A 17932-nucleotide genomic window follows, 5' to 3' on the forward strand; every position below is an offset into this window, starting at 1 on the left:
GCAATCAGTTGTTGCTAATAATTGATTCCGCCGACCCTTCCATGTTTAAATGACCATGATCCGGGCAAGCACAGCGATATTTTTTGAATATAGCGGCCACAAATATGCAGGAATTGGCTGAATTGCTGATATTTAGATGTCAAAATAACAACGTGGGGCATTTTTTTTGACTCCTACACCCCAACTAAAACAAGCTCACCATGAGCAAAAAGACAAAAAACGAAAAGACCAAAGCTCCGAAAGGAACGAAAACTCCAAAAGGGACCAAAAAACCGAAAGGCAAAGACCTTAAGAAATTCTTTCAACAGGCCATCCTCGAGATGCTCGACCATGCGGACGGAAGAGGCTACAGCATAAAACAAATTCTGAAAAAGCTGGACCTCAAAAAACGCGACGATGTCAAACTGGCCACGTTCACCATCTATCAACTCGAAGACGACGATCAGATAAAACCGCTCAAGAACGGTAGCTTTGTCAGCAACCGTAAAATAGAAGAGCTCACCGGCATTGTTGACCACGTCAGCTCACGCTTTGGCTATATCCGCCTGGGCGAAGGCAAAGAAGACATCTTTGTGAAGGGCAAAGACCTCGCCGGTGCCGTCGACGGCGACACCGTAAAGATCACGCTGTTGTCTACACGCCACGGCGATCACCAGGAAGGAAGAGTAACGGAAGTCCTACGCCGTAGCCGTACCCGCTTCGCGGGCAAGATCGAGATCTCGAAAAGCTTCGCCTTCGTCGTACCCGACTATCGCAAGATGCACCAGGACTTCTTCGTTTACCCGGAGAACGTCAACGGTGCCCGTGGTGGCGACAAGGTAATCGTAGAGGTCACCTCGTGGGCAACCGATGACCGCAAGCCCGAAGCCAAAGTCATCGAAGTACTCGGTCGTGCAGGCGAGAACGAAGCCGAGATCCACTCCATCATGGCGGAATTCGGACTGCCATTCCGCTTCCCGCAAGAAGTAGACGATGAGTCGAAAAAGGTTAAAGAAGGCATTACCAAAGAAGAAGTCAAAAAGCGCTGGGACTTCCGCGAAGTCACGACGTTTACCATCGACCCCGTTGACGCCAAAGACTTTGACGATGCGCTCTCGTTCCAAACGCTGCCCAACGGCAACTATGAGATTGGCATTCACATTGCCGACGTGACACACTACGTAAAACCCAACACCGAGCTGGAAAAAGAAGCGTATGAGCGAGCCACCTCGGTATACCTGGTAGACCGTACCATCCCGATGTTGCCCGAACGTATATCCAACGAGTTGTGCTCGTTGCGGCCGCATGAGGACAAACTTACCTTCTCGGCCGTCTTTGAATTGGACGCCTCGGGTAAGATCAAAAAAGAGTGGTTCGGACGTACTGTTATCCACTCCGACATGCGCTTTAGCTACGAAGAAGCACAAGAGATCCTGGAGCGTGGCACAGGCACCCTGGCCGAAGAGCTGAAGATCCTGAACGACATGGCCAAGAAGCTGCGCAAGCAACGCTTTGCCAAAGGCGCCGTGAACTTTGAGACGACAGAAGTGAAGTTCAAGCTCGATGAAAAGGGCAAGCCGCTCGCGGTTATTCCGAAGGTGCGCAAAGATGCTCACAAGCTCATCGAAGAATTTATGCTGCTGGCCAACAAACGTGTGGCCACCTACATCTACGATATGAAAAAGGGTAAGGAGAAAAATACGTATGTATACCGTATCCACGACTCGCCCGATCCGGAAAAGGTGCAAGACTTTGCTGTATTTGCCAAACAATTTGGACACAACATCAACATCGATGATGCGTCCATCAGCCAGTCGCTGAACAAGCTGATGACCTCCATTGAAGGCAAGCCCGAACAAAATATACTGGAACAGCTTGCCATTCGCACCATGGCAAAAGCCAAGTATTCGACAGAAGCCAAAGGACACTTCGGCCTGGCATTTGATCACTATTCGCACTTCACGTCGCCGATCCGCCGCTATCCCGACATGATGGCGCATCGCCTGCTGCAGCACTACCTGGACGAGGGCAAGTCTGCAAACAAGGCCGAGTATGAAGAAAAGTGCGTGCACTCCTCCGAACGTGAAAAGCGTGCTGCCGATGCCGAACGGGCGTCGATCAAATACAAGCAAGTAGAGTTCATGGCCAACGCCGAGAACCGCGCGTATGAAGGCCTGATCTCGGGCGTGACCGAGTGGGGTCTATACGTCGAGATCGTCGAAACGAAATGCGAAGGCATGATCCGGTTGGCCGATCTTTCAGACGACTTCTACGAGTTTGACCAGCGCAGCTACCGCGTGATCGGCCGCAAGACAAAGAAGGTCTATACATTGGGCGATAAGATAAAGGTGAAGGTGAAAAAGACCGACATCGATAAGCGCCTGATCGATCTGGTCTTCGCCGACAGCAAACTGGAAAAAGGCCAGCGAGACGAGAAAGTCGAGCGAAGTGGAAGAGGCGGGAGACCCAGGAAAGGCCGCAAAAAAAGTTTTGAAGATTAACGCATAATTTGCTCTCTTAGCAGCCTGGTAGCAACCCTACCAGGCTTTTTTTATACGCATACACATGGAGCAACAGGTAAAATCGTACTTGGCATTGGTTGAAAAGGAAATCGCCCGTCACAAATACGGCCGGCAACCCGACTCCCTGTACGAACCCATCCGGTACCTGATGAGCCTGGGCGGCAAGCGCCTGCGCCCCATGCTTACACTGCTATCCTACTCCCTGTATAGAAGCGACGTCAAAAGCATTCTCCCCTATGCCGCCGCGGTAGAAGTATTTCACAACTTCACCCTTATGCACGACGACATCATGGACAAGGCACCCCTGCGCCGCGGCCAAGCCACCGTACACGAAAAGTGGAGTACCAACACCGCTATACTTTCAGGCGACGTCATGCTCATAAAAGCATACGAAATGTTTATGGGCCTGGAACCTGCCACGCTCAAGACCGTGCTCAAGTCGTTTAACCAATGCGCCGCCGAAGTATGCGAAGGCCAGCAATGGGACATGGAGTTTGAGACCAGCCCTACCGTGACGGAGGCATCCTATATTCAGATGATCCGGCTCAAGACTGCCGTACTGCTCGGCTTCAGCTTAGAGCTTGGCGCCATCCTGGCCGGCGCACCCCAACAAGACCGCAAAGCCTTACGTGAATTCGGCACAAGCATCGGCATCGGCTTTCAATTAAAAGACGACTTGCTCGATGCGTACGCCGACCCGAAGAAATTCGGCAAGCAGGTAGGGGGTGACATCATTGCCAACAAAAAAACCTTCCTGCTTATCAAAGCGATTGAACAGGCCAAAGGCAAACAGAAAAAAGAGCTACAGATCTGGATGGAAGCCACGCGGTTCAGCAAAAAAGAAAAAGTCGCCGCTGTCAAAGCCATCTACGACGACCTCTCCATCCCGACACTTACCACAAAGAAAATCAACAGCTTCTTCGCCAAAGGCTTCAACCAATTAGAAAAGCTCTCCTTGCCTGCCACAGCCAAAGACACACTACGCGGATACACGCAGGCACTGATTGAACGGCAGTCGTAAGTCATAACACACACGCGCACAACGGCCGTTGCGTGCAATAAATTATGCAAGTGGTCTTCGTTGCTACGAGGCATCCCTGTATCTTTCTAAGCCCGTAAAATTAACCGTCTATGAAGTCAACTGTCTTTGTAAAACTCTCCGCCATGATGCTCCTGGAGTATTTTGTGTGGGGTGCGTGGTACGTTACAATGGGAACGTACATGTCTGAAATCCTGCATGCCTCCGGCGTACAAATTGGGGCCGCGTATAGCGCGCTCGCGATCGCCACTATGATCTCACCATTCTTTATCGGCATGGTGGCAGACCGGTACTTTGCCGCACAACGTATCCTTGGCGTATTACACCTCCTCGGCGCCGTGTTGTTGTTCTTCGCCACGAAGATCACCGACAACACTGCGTTCTATTGGATCATTCTCTTCTACTCACTGCTTTACACCCCCACCATCGCCCTGTCTAATAGCATCGCGTTCCGGCAAATGACTGATCCTGGTCGGCAGTTCCCCTGGATCCGCGTATTCGGAACGGTGGGTTGGATCATTGCCGGCTTGCTGATTGGATACCTGGCATTGGAGAAATCGGCCGCCAAGCTGCCGCTCACTTTCCAGATGGCCGCGGCCGCATCCGCGCTGCTCGGCGTCATCAGCTTTATACTTCCCAATACACCCCCGAAAGGTAAATCGTCCGACGCTTCCGCATCCAGTGCGCTCGGCTCCGACGCGTTTGTGCTGTTCAAAGACAAATCATACTTCATCTTCTTTATCGCCGCGATTTTGGTATGCATTCCTCTGTCGTTTTACTACGGCTTTGCTAACCTCTTCCTGAAAGACGTCGGCATGAACGAAGCCGCCGGCAAAATGATCCTGGGTCAAGTGTCCGAAGCAGTCTTCATTCTGGCGATACCCTTCCTGTTCAATAGCATCGGGGTAAAACGTATGTTGTTACTCGGCATGGCTGCTTGGATCCTGCGCTATATCTTCTTCGCCTACGGAAATGCCGACGCCAACCTCTGGATGCTCTACGCCGGCATTGTGCTCCATGGTATCTGCTACGACTTTTTCTTTGTCACCGGCTATATGTATACCGAAAAGAAAGCAGGCGAAAAGATTAAGAATGCCGCACAAGGTCTCTTCACCTTTGCTACCTATGGTATTGGCATGTTCATCGGCACGTGGTTCTCCGGTTTTACAGTAGACCATTATACCGTAGAAACGCACGACTGGAAAAGCATCTGGTTCGTGCCGGCCTACATCGCCGTGGCCGTAGTCCTCTACTTTATATTCTTCTTCAAAGAAAAAAGCGAGATCAAGCAATCATCCTAAAACCAAAACATATACCGCACTATGAATATCGCCATGCTCGGCTCCGGATTTATCGGCAGATTTTATGCTGACTCCATGCAAGGTTACCGGAGCAAAGACAAAGTCGTCACCATCTATTCGCGCCGCGAAGAGAGTGCCAAAAAATTTGCCACCGACTACAAAGTGGCCTTTACTACCACCAACATGGAAGCGGCCATCAACCGCCCCGAAGTAGACGTCGTTTGCATCGCACTGCCCAACAATCTCCACGAGGAAGCGGTCATGCTCTGCTGCAAACACAAGAAAGCCGTAATCACCACCAAGCCGCTCGGCCGCAATGCCCAGGAAGCCAAACGCATGCTGGAAGCCGTAGAAAAAGCCGGCATCTTCAACGGCTACCTCGAAGACCTCGTATATACTCCCAAGTTCATCAAAGCGCTGGAGAGCGTTAAGAACGGCGCACTCGGCCGCATCCTGTGGGCGAAGTCGCGCGAAACGCACCCTGGCCCGCACAGCGATTGGTTCTGGGACATCGAGCAAGCCGGGGGTGGATGTATCCTCGACCTGGGCTGCCACTGCGTAGAGATCACACGTAGCTATATCGGCAAAGACATCAAACCGGTAGAAGTAATGTGCTGGGCAGACACACAAGTAAAACCCATCGACGCCGAAGACCACGCCATCGGCCTGGTAAAATACGAGAACGGCGCCATCGGCCAGTTTGAAGTGAGCTGGACATTCCGCGGTGGCCTTGATTTACGCGATGAAGTAATGGGTAGCGAAGGCACCATCTGGATCAACAGTTTTTTACGAACCGGCTTCGACATGTTTACCACCGGCAAAGGCGCCGACTATGTAGCAGAAAAAGCCGAAAGCAACACAGGCTGGCTCTTCCCAGTAGGGGATGAGTTGAACGAGCTTGGCTACAATCACATGTTCATGGACATGTTTGACTCCATGGAAAAGGGCGTAGCCCCGAAAGAAACTTTCTACGATGGCTATGTAGTAAACTCCATCCTGGATTCAGCCTATCGCTCCGCCAAAAGCAAGCAATGGGAGCCCGTAAACCTCGATATCTGGCGCGGTAAAACCGGCGTAACAAAAGACGGCCACTTAACCGAGTACGACGCCGACCACTACCTGGTAAAAGAAGAAGTAACTCACTACGGCGCCAAAAAAGTCATCATCAAAAACAAAACCACCGGCAAGATCTCCGAAAAGACAATAGCGTAATATCAATACGCAGCACACCATGGCCGCAGTCATCAGACTGCCTTGGAGAAAGGTTTTAAAAACAAAGAGGCTCCAATTAGGAGCCTCTTTCTACTTATCTGGCGCAGTCAAAAAATGCTACGCCGGAACCAACTTAGTAGCAATCCCAATCCTATTCCACACATTAATAGTAATAATCGCCAGGATAACCTGCGCCAGATATACCTCCTCCAACACCTTAGCCGCCTGCTCATAAGTCTCATCGCTGACGTGCCCACTAATCAACGTCACCTCCTCCGTCAAAGCCAGTATCGCCCGCTCCTCATCAGAGAAAAAAGTCGTATCACGCCAGGCATTCAGCGCATAAATACGCTGCTCCGTCTCACCCGCCTTACGCGCCTCCTTCGTATGCATGTCAATACAAAAAGCACACCCATTTATCTGAGAAGCCCGTATCTTAATCAGATCCTTATGCTTTTTTGTCAACGTCGTGCTCTCAATAAACTTCTCCAGACCAAGCACAGCATTATACCCAGCCGGCGCAACCTTGTCAATTCGAATTCTCGTTTTCATATATGATCTATTTATTATACTAGTTCCATTTCAATCAACCCGCGCACACGTTCATACGACTGCGCTATTACATCCTTAAGCCTGTCCCTATCAGAAGACTCCCCATCAATAACAATCACATGAACATGGCTGATACCAATGATCGCAAACACAGTTTTTAAGTAAGTGCTCTGAAAGTTCATATGCTCATTATACCCACCCTTCTCATATCCCTGCGACCCCCGGGAAAGCAGAAGAACCAACGTCTTATTTTGCAACAACCCGACATAAGGATTCAACGGATTAGCCGGATTCAGCTTCCACGTTTCATTCACCCGCATAATCTGATCGATATAGGCTTTGAGCGTACTCGGGATAGACCAGTTATACATAGGCGAGCCCAAAACAATAACATCTGCTTCCTGTAGCTCAGCAATGTAAATGTCACTGGTCCGCAACGACTCTATCTCGTCTGCAGACCTGGCCGCCGCCGGCTTAAACGCCGCAGCAATCCATTGCTCGTCAATATGCGGTACATGCACATTTCCCAGGTCGCGAAATTTGATCGCGGTCTTGCCATGCATATTTTCCCAATGCTCAACAAACGCAGCCGTAAGCTTCCTGCTTTGCGAACGAAGCATCCGCGCACTCGAGTTAATGACCAATAATTTCTTCACGTCCGTATTTTTATTCAAAAGTATACGGTCGTTGGGCTACCTTTGCAGACCAGATTTTACAAAAGCCACAGCCCAGATGTTGCCCTACAAATCATTGATTCAGATTGACCGGGATGCGTCCATAGCGTTACACATCCAGGTGTGCAACAATTTTATATCACTGATTACAAAAGGCACACTTTTACCGTCTGACGCCTTACCAAGCTCACGCATCCTCGCAGAGCTCATTGGCATTAACCGAAACACAGTAAAGTTGGCGTACGAAGAACTGATCAGTCAGGGTTGGGCGGAATCCATTGAACGCAAAGGTGTATTTGTACTTTCTAAACTACCCCTGGTGGCAAAAACCGCACTGCCAGAGAACAATAAATCCGACGGCACCCATCACGCCTTCCAATGGACAAATCACTTCACGCACGTTGTACTCAGCAAAAGCCTTCAAAAAACAACGCTCGCCATTGATGACGGTTTTCCGGATGTACGCCTGGCCCCGGTAGATGAGCTTATGCGTGAATACCGAAGCATCTCTCGGAAATTTTACGGCAAAGGCTTCCTGAAGTACGGCAGCGCCAAAGGATCAGATAAACTTCGTTCGGCAATAGCCCGCTATCTGTCCGACACCCGGGGTGTAATGACGTCTCCCGATAATATCCTTGTCACAAAAGGCAGTCAGATGGGCATCTACCTGGCAGCGCAACTGCTGCTCCACCCCGCCGACCACATTGCCGTGGGGCTTTCAAACTACCGCCTGGCCGACGACGTCTTTCGCCACACTGGCGCAAACCTGCTCCGCATTCCCGTAGACGACAAAGGACTGGACGTCGACCATCTGGAAGAAATTCTTCAGCGCAAAAAGGTAAAAGCGGTATATGTCATACCGCATCACCATCTCCCCACAACCGTCACCATGAGCAGCGAACGTCGGCTAAAACTCCTGACACTCGCCAAAGAACATCGCTTTGCTATCCTCGAAGACGACTATGATTTTGACTTCCACTACGACAACAAACCATACCTACCGTTGGCCAGCATCGATCACAACCAAAACGTGATCTACATCGGCTCCATCTCCAAAACCTTTGCCCCCGCTTTACGCATAGGCTTCATGGTTGGCCCCACAGCCTTCATCGAAGCCGCGGCATCCCTTCGCGAGCTAATTGACCGCCAGGGCGACACCCTCATGGAAGAATCCTTCGCCGTCATGTTCGACAATGGCGAGGTAGACCGGCATTTCCGAAAATCATTAAAGATCTACAAGCAACGCAGAGATCTCTTCTGTCAAATCCTCCAGGCCGATTTCACACAGGAAATAAAATTCACCACTCCAGAAGGAGGCCTGGCCGTATGGTCAACGTTTCACGAAAAAATAGATCTCACGAAAATATCCGAAGCAGCCTCAAAGAAAGGCCTCTTCATCGACAACGGAGATTTCTACAAGAACGAAAGCTTTTCCACCAACGCACTAAGAATGGGCTTCGCCTCACTCGACGAACACGAAATAGAAAAAGCCCTGACAATCCTAAAAAAGATCATCCAATAACCTCTCTGGACCATCCCTTATTTTCAGATTGGCATACTGTACACAAACCACACGACGCTAGGTTTGTAAAAAAAAATGCCATGAACAAAAGCTATCAAATCAGATCCGTCAAAACACCTACTGAAGTTCAGCAATGCTGGGAGGTAGTATCTTTATTACGCCCGCACTTGAATAAAAGCAATTGGATTGCCCTGGCTGAAGAAATGATGCAACAGGAGCAATACTTCATAGACGGAATTTTCGACAACGACCAATTCGTTGCCTTCGCCGGCTACCGCTACATGACCACGCTCCACACGGGAAATTTTATCTATATAGATGACCTCTGTACACTAGAGTCGCATCGCGGCAAAGGACTAGCATCGCTGCTATTGGAACATGTAAAATCGATTGCCATAGCAAATAATAAAGATGCCGTTGCACTGGATACAGATTTCACAAATAACGGAGCGCAGAAAGTATACCTCAAAAGTGGCTTTAAGCTCGCAGCACTTCATCTTTTGTGCGACGTGAGGAAGTAGTCACAATTAGATCAGCGAACGGTTCCAAAAAAAGAGGCCCCAATCAGGGGCCTCTTTCCATTTATAGCTTTATTCTTACAAACTCTCCACCACATAATCCACCATCATACTATAAAGATGCAACCGGGTCGGCCCGCCCTGAATACCATGGTGCTTATCCGGATAATAAAACGACCGAAACTTCTTACCCGCATTAATCAACGCTTCTTGTAAAACAACAGAATTCTGAAAATGCACATTATCATCCCCCGTACCATGAATCAAGAGAAAGTTCCCCTGCAGATTCTTAGCATACGTAGACGGCGAGTTATCATCATACCCGGAAGCATTCAACTGCGGTGTCTGCTGAAACCGTTCCGTATAAATGTTGTCATAAAAGCGCCAGTTCGTAACAGGCGCAACAGCAATCCCCATCTTAAAGACACCCGCGCCCTTTGTCATAGCCAATGACGACATATAACCACCAAAGCTCCAACCCCAGATGCCAATCCGGCTCGGATCTATAAACGGAAGGCTCGCCAAATACTTAGCCCCCGCCAGGTGATCCTCCAATTCATACTTACCGAGTTGTTTGTACGTAAGTTTCTTAAAATGCTCCCCACGCGCACCCGTACCACGCGGGTCAATGATAGCGACGATATAACCTTTCTGCACTAATATCTGGTGAAAGATAAAATGGCTACCACCCCAAGAATCAGTCACCTGTTGCGACCCAGGACCACTGTATTGATATACCAGCACCGGATACTTCTTACTGGCATCAAAGTTACGCGGCTTCAGAAAAAATCCGTCCAGCATCGTGGTACCATCAGCAGCCTTGAATGTGAAGAACTCTTTGCCAGCAAAGCCATACTCTTCCTGCGCCTTAACCAACGCCTCGTTGTTCTCCAGCACCTTCAACACCGCATTACCTTTAGTCTTATACAGGCTCACCACCTGCGGCTTAGCCGCCTGTGAATAATAGTCGATATAGAACTGATAATCACTGCTCATGTTAATACGGTGAGTGCCCGGAGCAGCCGAAAGACGCGCTTTCTTCTTCCCGTCAAACGAGAGCGAGTACAAATAACGCTCACGCGGCGAAACCTCAGTCGAAGTAAAATAAAGCACTTTTCCTTTTTCATCCACACCAACAACATCTGCAATCTCAAAGTTACCCTGCGTCAACTGACGCACCAGCTTACCGTTCATATCGTACAGATACAGATGCTTATATCCGCTACGCTCGCTGGCATGAATAAACTGCGTGCCATTCTCCAGGTACAGCAGGTTGTCAATAAAGTCGAGATCCACATACGTCTCGCTCTTCTCATTCAGCACAATCCGCGATGCACCCGTAGCTGCATTCACATGCAAAACATCCAGGCTATTCTGCAGCCGGTTCAAGCGACGCACAGAAAGCAGTTGAGCATCATTCGTCCACTTGATCCGTGGGATATAAATATCTGTTTCGCCACCAATGTCAGCTTTAACTTTTTGCTTAGACCCTAAGTCGTACACCCAGATTTCGACAATAGAGTTTGCCTCACCCGCCTTAGGATACTTAAAGCGATAGTCCGTAGGATACAATGTTTTACCCCACCGCTGCAGATTATACTCATGCACACCAGACTCATCAAAGCGATAATACGCCAGCCTCTTCCCGTCAGGCGACCAGTGAAAACCATCGACAAAGCTAAATTCCTCCTCATAGACCCAGTCCGTCGTACCGTTAATGATATGGTTGAACTTACCATCCGTAGTCACCTGCACCTCCTGCATATCGGCCAACGTCACATAAAACAAATTGTTCTCCCGCACAAACGCCACCTTACTACCATCAGGCGCGAACGCAGCGTAAGATTGTTTGCCATTACCTGACAACGGCTTTACCGTCTTCTGTGCAACATCGTATACAAAGTATTGCGCTGTGAACGAATGGCGGTATATACTCTCCACATTCGTCAGCACCAACACCTTGGTCTCGTCAGCGCTCAACGAATAATCATCGATACGCAGTGCGGGGCTCAGAGCGCCGCCGTCAACGATAGTCTCCACAGGCTGCCCGGTGGTGACGCTGTACTTAACGACCTTATTGTCTTTTAAAGACGAGTAAAACTGGCCGTTTTTCATCCAGTTAATACCGTACACGGATTTTTGTGCAAACGTATTCCGCACGGTAAAGTCCTCCACGGCGATCTGGCGCTGTGCGCTGGAGGCGTAGAAGGCTACGACTAAACAACTTATCAGAATCAGTCTCATAAATAGGTTAATGGATTTGGTTAATCAGTTATTCAACCACAAGAATAAGAAAGTTACCAGTAAACTCCCTACCGAATTATTTTGAATGGCGATTTCTGCCATCTTTGCCAACCATGCAAGACACATACGACCTCATCATTATTGGTGCCGGGCCCATTGGCCTGGCGTGTGGCATAGAAGCCCAGAAAGCGGGGCTGCGTTACCTGATTATTGAAAAAGGATGCCTGGTTAATTCGCTATACCACTACCCGCTGAACATGACTTTCTTCTCCACGTCCGACCGGCTGGAGATCGGCGGTGTGCCCTTCGTTTCCCATCAACCCAAACCCAACCGGGCCGAAGCCCTGGAATACTTTCGCCGTGTAGCCACCAGCTGGGAGCTGAACGTGCACCTGTACGAAGAAGTGTTGTCAGTAACACACGCCGACAACGGCAACCACCATACCGTCACCACACCCAAAGCGCAATACAACACCAAAGCGCTTATACTCTCGCTGGGCTTTTATGATCGTCCGTACTTGCTGAATGTACCAGGCGAAGACCTGCCGAAAGTAAAACACTACTACGACGAGCCCCATCCCTACTTCGCACAGAAGATCGTCGTGGTGGGCGCGGCGAACTCCGCTGTAGACGTGGCCCTCGAAACCTGGCGCAAAGGTGCAGAGGTCACGATGGTGATCCGCGAGAATGGCATCCGCGACAGCGTGAAATATTGGGTTAAGCCCGATATCGAAAACCGCATACAGGAAGGATCGATCAAAGCATATTTTCACTCGACCGTCAAAGCCATTACACCCGATGCGGTACAGATCATCACCCCCGAGGGGGAGGTGTTAGTGGAAAATGATTTTGTATTAGCGATGACCGGCTACGAACCGCCCTTCGCCTTCATGCGCGACATGGGCATTGCCTTTCAAGATGATACTTTTCACACACCGGTCTATAACGAAGAGACCATGGAAACCAATGTGCCGGGCCTATACCTGGCGGGCGTAGTATGCGGCGGACTAAAGACCAACAAATGGTTTATTGAAAACTCGCGCGTACATGCGGAGATGATCATCACCCACCTGCAGAAAACGAAAAAAGCCGCTCAATGAGCGGCTTTTTTAATATCGTTGTTGTTACGAGTTCTTAGTAGTTCGAACCGGCACGGATCATCGCGCAACGGAACCCTACAGTAGCCGTAGCAGAGTCCTGATCCAGGAAGCGACGTGTACCGGGTGACATCCAGTAGGCTACGTCTTTCCACGAACCGCCTTTGAATACGCGGGCCTTGTCGGTAATAAGTGACGTGAAAGATTCAGGATTCTTGTCAGCGTCGCTGTTGTAACCTGCAGAAGGATCGAGGAAGCCGTCACGACGGATCGGGTTCAGATCGTCGAAGTCTTGATAAGTAGTAGGACGGTAGATGTCTTGCACCCACTCGCTTACGTTACCCGCCATGTTATACAGACCGTAGTCGTTCGGAGGGAATTCGTAGATGTACGAAGTGATCAGCGCACCGTCGTTCAAACGACCGGCAATACCGGCATAGTCACCACGACCGCGTTTGAAGTTCGCCAGCATAAAGCCCATCTGCTTACCATAGGGGTTACGCACAGCGTGACCATCCCAAGGGTAAATGCGTTGGTGGGTTTGCATTTCTTCCAGCCACTGTGTCCCGATGAGGGCTTGAGCAGCGTACTCCCATTCTGCTTCTGTCGGCAGGCGATAAGCCGGAACAACGACACCGGATTCCAGGGGAATGCGGCCATCGCTTTCAGCGTATTCTTCACCAGCGTTTTCAGCCAGTTTAATGTTTACAGCGCGGGTTCTCCATACAGCGTATTTGCTGGCCTGGTTCCAGGTTATACCCACGACAGGGAAATAACGGAAGCCCGGGTAACGCAGGTAGTGATCCACGTACGGATCGTTGAAGGCCAGTTTACCTACCCACACCGAAGTGTCGGGAAGGGCCGCCTGGTATGCTTCCTGCGATGAATCCTTTGCCAGGTAGTGCATGTACTCCAACCAGTGAATATTAGCGATCTCCGTTTCGTCCATATAGAATGAAGCCACGGAAACAGTTCTCTCAATATTGTCGCGATACGACATAACATCTTCCTCGAACGAGCCCATCACAGCACGGCCACCTTCGATGAATACCATGTTCGGGGCATCTGGCTGGCCTTCGTAAGGATTGACCATAAAGCCGCCCTGATCTTCGTCATTATAAGCAAGGCCTGTAGCCGAACTCATCTGACCGGGGTTTTGGGCTGTAGGCTTGCCGCCTTTGCCTCCAAAAAGTGAGCAGGAAGACAGCGCCACTGACCCTCCGGCTACGAACAAAAGAACCCTGAAAGAATACTTTATTTTCATTTTCTGATATTAAATCAAATGCTAATTAAAAGGATAATACCATGTTTTCCAAGTAGTCGCAAGTTATTCGTGAATCTTTGATAAAAGCGAGCGAGTAAGTTTTAGAAGCGTTTTGCACGTGTTTTTAAAACGTCAAAAAGGCACTGGAATTGTTTCGGGAATATGGTATCCAGTTTTGGGAAGGCCAGCAGTCAAAAGTACGGTTTAGTGAACAAATTCGGCGGTTGGAAAAATGGCACATTATTTCGATTAACGTCCTGCAAAAACCAACCATGTTAACACTAGACGATTTCCGCGTGATGCCTTTTGAGCGAAAATGCGATGTAATTACCTTCCATGGAAATTACCTGATGCAACGCGTGCTCGCAGACTGCAAAGTGTTTTTGTATTTCACGGAAGGCTTTTTTATCGAGGTGTTTTATTCACCGAAACACCAAAAAGTGTTGATGATCAACGCCTTCGATAATACGCTCGGCCTCAAGCCCTATTTGGACAAGATCTCTTTGACCGACTTGCTTTCCTGACCGGCCATCCGGCCAAGCAAGTCGATCGCAGCATCGACCGTCTTGATCGCATCCACAATAAGCATGGCTTTACCGCCGCTGTCCTTCATTTTACACTGCTTCGAGTTCTTTTGCACGAACGAAAGGACCTGACCAAAGATATCGGAGCTGAAATAAGTGTCATTCGTGGATATGAAATAAGCCCGCAGCTTTTCATTTTTCAAGCTTAGTTTCTCAAATCCCAGTTTTTCGCCGAGCCAGCGCAGCCGCACCGTGTTAACGAGCTCCTCTACCGAAGCCGGCAAGGGGCCAAACCGATCGCGTACTTCGTTGGCGAATTTCGCCAACTCCTCTTCATTGCCAATATTGTCCAACCGCGAATACAGCTGTAGACGCTCGGTGACGCTGGCCACGTAAGTTTCCGGAATCAATATTTCCAGATCAGTTTCAATAACGCAGTCTTGCACAATCAGCTTTATCTTCTCGGCAAGATCGGAAGCAAACAGGTCGCGGAAATCTGTTTCCTTCAACTCCTGAATGGCGTCATCAAGGATCTTATGATACGTGTCGAAGCCCAGATCCGTAATAAAACCGGTCTGTTCGCCACCCAACAAGTTACCCGCACCGCGAATGTCGAGGTCGCGCATAGCCACTTTAAAGCCATCGCCCAATTCCGAAAACTCTTCCAGCGCGCCCAGACGCTTACGCGAATCGGCCGTTAACAGCGACGCCGGCGGCGTCAGCAAATAACAATATGCCTTTTTATTCGAGCGCCCTACACGCCCGCGCATCTGGTGCAGATCGGAGAGACCAAACATATGCGCCTGGTTGATCATGATCGTATTGGCATTGGGAATGTCAAGGCCCGACTCAATGATATTGGTAGACACCAGCACATCATACTCGCCGTCGATAAACCGGGCCATAACCTTTTCCAATTTGTCGCCTTCCATCTGGCCGTGGCCGATTCCGATGCGTGCATCGGGCACCAGCTTATAAATCGTGTTGGCCATAGACTCGATGTCGCTCACCCGGTTGTGCACAAAGAAAACCTGGCCCCCACGGCGAAGCTCGTTGCTAACGGCATCGCGTATAATCTCCTCGTTAAACGTATGCAGCTCGGTCGTAACGGGTTGGCGGTTGGGCGGCGGCGTCGCGATCACACTCAGGTCGCGTGCGCCCATGAGTGAGAAGTGCAGCGTACGTGGAATCGGCGTTGCGGTAAGCGTCAATACATCGACGCTTATTTTCAGCTCTTTTAAGCGATCCTTTACTTTAACCCCAAACTTCTGCTCCTCATCGATGACCAGCAACCCCAAGTCCTTAAACTTGACGTCCTTGCTTACAATGCGGTGCGTACCGATCAGGATATTTACTTTTCCCTCACCGGTATCTTTAATGATTTCCTTGATATCGGCATCGCTCTTAAAACGCGACACATAGTCTACACGTACCGGGAAGCTTGCCAAACGATCGCGGAATGTACGGTAGTGCTGCATCGCGAGGATCGTCGTCGGCACCAACACCGCCACCTGCTTTCCTTCCGACGCTGCCTTAAACGCGGCACGTACTGCCACCTCGGTTTTACCAAACCCCACATCACCACACACCAGGCGGTCCATCGGGTGCGGGTTCTGCATATCGCGCTTCACGTCCTCCGTCGCACGGGCCTGATCAGGCGTATCTTCGTAGATAAACGACGACTCCAGCTCCGCTTGCAGAAACCCATCAGGTGAATACGCGTACCCCGGTGCAGACTTGCGCTTGGCATACAGCTCGATCAGCTCCTTGGCAATATCTTTAACGCGTCGTTTTACTTTCGACTTCTTCGTCTCCCACTCCTGCGTACCCAGCTTGCTCATGATCGGCGGCGTACCCTCCTTGCCGGAGTACTTCGAGATCTTGTGCAGCGAGTGAATGCTGATATACATCAAATCATCATCACGGAACACAAGGCGGATCGCCTCCTGCTCATGCCCATTCACATCGCGTTTCTCAAGGCCGGCAAACTTGGCAATGCCATAGTCGATATGCGTCACAAAGTCTCCGGGCTGCAGCGTTTGCAGCTCGCGCAATGTAAGCGCCTTCGACTTGGTGAACTTCTCCTTGGCGCGGTACCGATGGAAACGCTCAAAGATTTGGTGGTCCGTATAACACACCATTTTCATGTGCTGATCTATATAACCTTGACGCAACGCAAAGTCCAGGGGCTGAAACCTCAGATTGATGTTGATCTCTTCGAGGATGCCCTTGAGACGATCCAACTGACGCGGTACATCCGCCGTGATAAAATTACTATAGCCGTGACCCTGTTGATCATACAGATCCGTGGCCAGCATTTCAAAGTTCTTGTTAAAAGACGGCTGTGCCGACGAAGGATAATCAAAGGTAGCCGCATCGTGAAAAATGGTACGACTGCCAAACTCTACACGCACAAACGAACGGATTCGCTGCAGAAAAGCATCGCTTGTATCAAACAGTTTCTCCGGCGCGCTGACAACCTGGGCGCCACTCGCACGAATGATCTTATCAAACGAGGCTGCGACCTTCTCAAAGCTCTTCTGAATGATGTCCGCCGTGAACTGCACGTCTTTGAACCACACGCGTGCTTCCGGCGAAATAAACTCAAAAAGCGACTGCCGTTCCTCCTGTACCAGCTTGGTCTGTACATTGGGAATGATACTGACCTTGTCGAGCTGTGTTACCGACAACTGCGAGCCCGGCTCAAACGTACGGATACTGTCCACTTCGTCGCCGAAAAGCTCGATCCGAACCGGCAGCTCGTTGGCAAATGAAAATATATCGATGATTCCGCCGCGAATGGCAAACTGCCCCGCTTCGTATACAAAATCGGTCTTCTCAAAATCGTACGTGTGCAGAAAATCCTCCAGAAAGGCGATGTCGAGATTCTCCTGCAGCTTAATCGTAAAGGTGTTGGACGCCAGCGAGCGCTTGTTGATAACCTTCTCGCTAAGCGCTTCCGGATAGGTAACAATGATCTCCGGTGCCGTTTTATTGGCAATGCGGCTCAGTACCTCCGCACGCATCAGAATGTTGGCATTTTCAGTTTCGTCGTATTCGTACGGACGACGATACGACATCGGGAAGATCGGCACCTCGCGGTCCAGCAGATTTTGCAGGTCGTTTTGAAAGTACGCGGCCTCTTCACGGTCCTGTAAGACGATGACATAATCCTGTGGATGGAGTTTAAAAGTGGCCGCTACCATGACGGCGTCAAGGCTTCCAGCCAGTCCTTTAATGCGTACAGCTTGCGCCTGAGACGCTTTTATCCCTGCGGCTACGGTCTTAACAAATCCATCCGCCTTGTAAATACTTATGAAATCGGTCGCCTTCACTGTAATCCTGATCCGTGAATCGTTTAAAACGTTAATGTGCGCTGAATGTTTTGCCTGCAACGTGACCCGTCGGTAAAAACGAAGACGCAAAGATAATGGCTTTCGAAAATTTTGTGCCAGTGCATACAAGTGATATTTTTAAGGCTGCG

The 17932-nt window shown here is 49.9% G+C and carries 13 protein-coding genes; 8 read left to right on the forward strand and 5 right to left on the reverse strand.

Annotation, left to right across the window (positions count from 1 at the left end; all coding sequences use genetic code 11):
• Nucleotides 1-200: 200 nt before the first annotated feature.
• The 4 genes from rnr (at nucleotide 201) to KK062_RS01205 (ending at nucleotide 6053) form a co-directional block, all read left to right on the forward strand.
• Complete coding sequence (rnr, locus tag KK062_RS01190) at nucleotides 201-2480, forward strand: ribonuclease R (protein ID WP_254082402.1); 2280 nt, start codon at nucleotides 201-203, stop codon at nucleotides 2478-2480.
• A 64-nt stretch (nucleotides 2481-2544) separates the two neighbouring features.
• Nucleotides 2545-3522, forward strand: a complete 978-nt coding sequence (locus KK062_RS01195) for a polyprenyl synthetase family protein (protein ID WP_254082403.1) — start codon at nucleotides 2545-2547, stop codon at nucleotides 3520-3522.
• Between the two features lie 110 nt (nucleotides 3523-3632).
• Nucleotides 3633-4841, forward strand: coding sequence for a nucleoside permease (locus KK062_RS01200; RefSeq protein WP_254082404.1), 1209 nt, complete (start codon nucleotides 3633-3635; stop codon nucleotides 4839-4841).
• Nucleotides 4842-4862: 21 nt separating this feature from the next.
• Nucleotides 4863-6053 carry a Gfo/Idh/MocA family protein gene (locus KK062_RS01205; RefSeq protein WP_254082405.1) on the forward strand — a complete coding sequence of 397 codons (1191 nt, stop codon included), beginning with the start codon at nucleotides 4863-4865 and terminating at the stop codon, nucleotides 6051-6053.
• Nucleotides 6054-6170: 117 nt separating this feature from the next.
• On the opposite strand, the gene KK062_RS01210 is transcribed toward KK062_RS01205, so the two are convergent.
• Together KK062_RS01210 and KK062_RS01215 are read right to left on the reverse strand one after the other, a co-directional pair.
• Nucleotides 6171-6605, reverse strand: coding sequence for a carboxymuconolactone decarboxylase family protein (locus tag KK062_RS01210; RefSeq protein ID WP_254082406.1), 435 nt, complete (start codon nucleotides 6603-6605; stop codon nucleotides 6171-6173).
• A 14-nt stretch (nucleotides 6606-6619) separates the two neighbouring features.
• A complete protein-coding gene (locus tag KK062_RS01215) occupies nucleotides 6620-7261 on the reverse strand; it encodes an FMN-dependent NADH-azoreductase (RefSeq protein WP_254082407.1) in 642 nt (213 codons plus the stop codon).
• Between the two features lie 76 nt (nucleotides 7262-7337).
• Between KK062_RS01215 and pdxR the strand changes: the two genes are divergently transcribed.
• On the forward strand, nucleotides 7338-8801 hold the full coding sequence (gene pdxR, locus KK062_RS01220) for a MocR-like pyridoxine biosynthesis transcription factor PdxR (RefSeq protein ID WP_254082408.1): 1464 nt from the start codon (nucleotides 7338-7340) through the stop codon (nucleotides 8799-8801).
• An 80-nt stretch (nucleotides 8802-8881) separates the two neighbouring features.
• Nucleotides 8882-9322, forward strand: coding sequence for a GNAT family N-acetyltransferase (locus KK062_RS01225; protein WP_254082409.1), 441 nt, complete (start codon nucleotides 8882-8884; stop codon nucleotides 9320-9322).
• 75 nt (nucleotides 9323-9397) lie between these two features.
• Here the strand turns inward: KK062_RS01225 and KK062_RS01230 are convergent, their stop codons facing one another.
• A complete protein-coding gene (locus KK062_RS01230; protein WP_254082410.1) occupies nucleotides 9398-11563 on the reverse strand; it encodes a S9 family peptidase in 2166 nt (721 codons plus the stop codon).
• Nucleotides 11564-11676: 113 nt separating this feature from the next.
• On the opposite strand from KK062_RS01230, the gene KK062_RS01235 reads away from it, so the two are divergent.
• On the forward strand, nucleotides 11677-12663 hold the full coding sequence (locus tag KK062_RS01235; RefSeq protein ID WP_254082411.1) for a YpdA family putative bacillithiol disulfide reductase: 987 nt from the start codon (nucleotides 11677-11679) through the stop codon (nucleotides 12661-12663).
• Between the two features lie 34 nt (nucleotides 12664-12697).
• Here the strand turns inward: KK062_RS01235 and gldJ are convergent, their stop codons facing one another.
• Complete coding sequence (gene gldJ / locus KK062_RS01240; protein ID WP_254082412.1) at nucleotides 12698-13924, reverse strand: gliding motility lipoprotein GldJ; 1227 nt, start codon at nucleotides 13922-13924, stop codon at nucleotides 12698-12700.
• A gap of 272 nt (nucleotides 13925-14196) precedes the next feature.
• Between gldJ and KK062_RS01245 the strand changes: the two genes are divergently transcribed.
• Nucleotides 14197-14448 carry a hypothetical protein gene (locus KK062_RS01245; RefSeq protein WP_254082413.1) on the forward strand — a complete coding sequence of 84 codons (252 nt, stop codon included), beginning with the start codon at nucleotides 14197-14199 and terminating at the stop codon, nucleotides 14446-14448.
• Here KK062_RS01245 and mfd read toward each other — a convergent pair.
• Complete coding sequence (gene mfd, locus KK062_RS01250; RefSeq protein WP_254082414.1) at nucleotides 14409-17783, reverse strand: transcription-repair coupling factor; 3375 nt, start codon at nucleotides 17781-17783, stop codon at nucleotides 14409-14411. The genes KK062_RS01245 and mfd overlap by 40 nt on opposite strands.
• Nucleotides 17784-17932: the final 149 nt, after the last annotated feature.

Source organism: Dawidia cretensis (genome assembly GCF_018598175.1).
In the GTDB taxonomy this organism is placed as follows: domain Bacteria; phylum Bacteroidota; class Bacteroidia; order Cytophagales; family Cyclobacteriaceae; genus Ohtaekwangia; species Ohtaekwangia cretensis.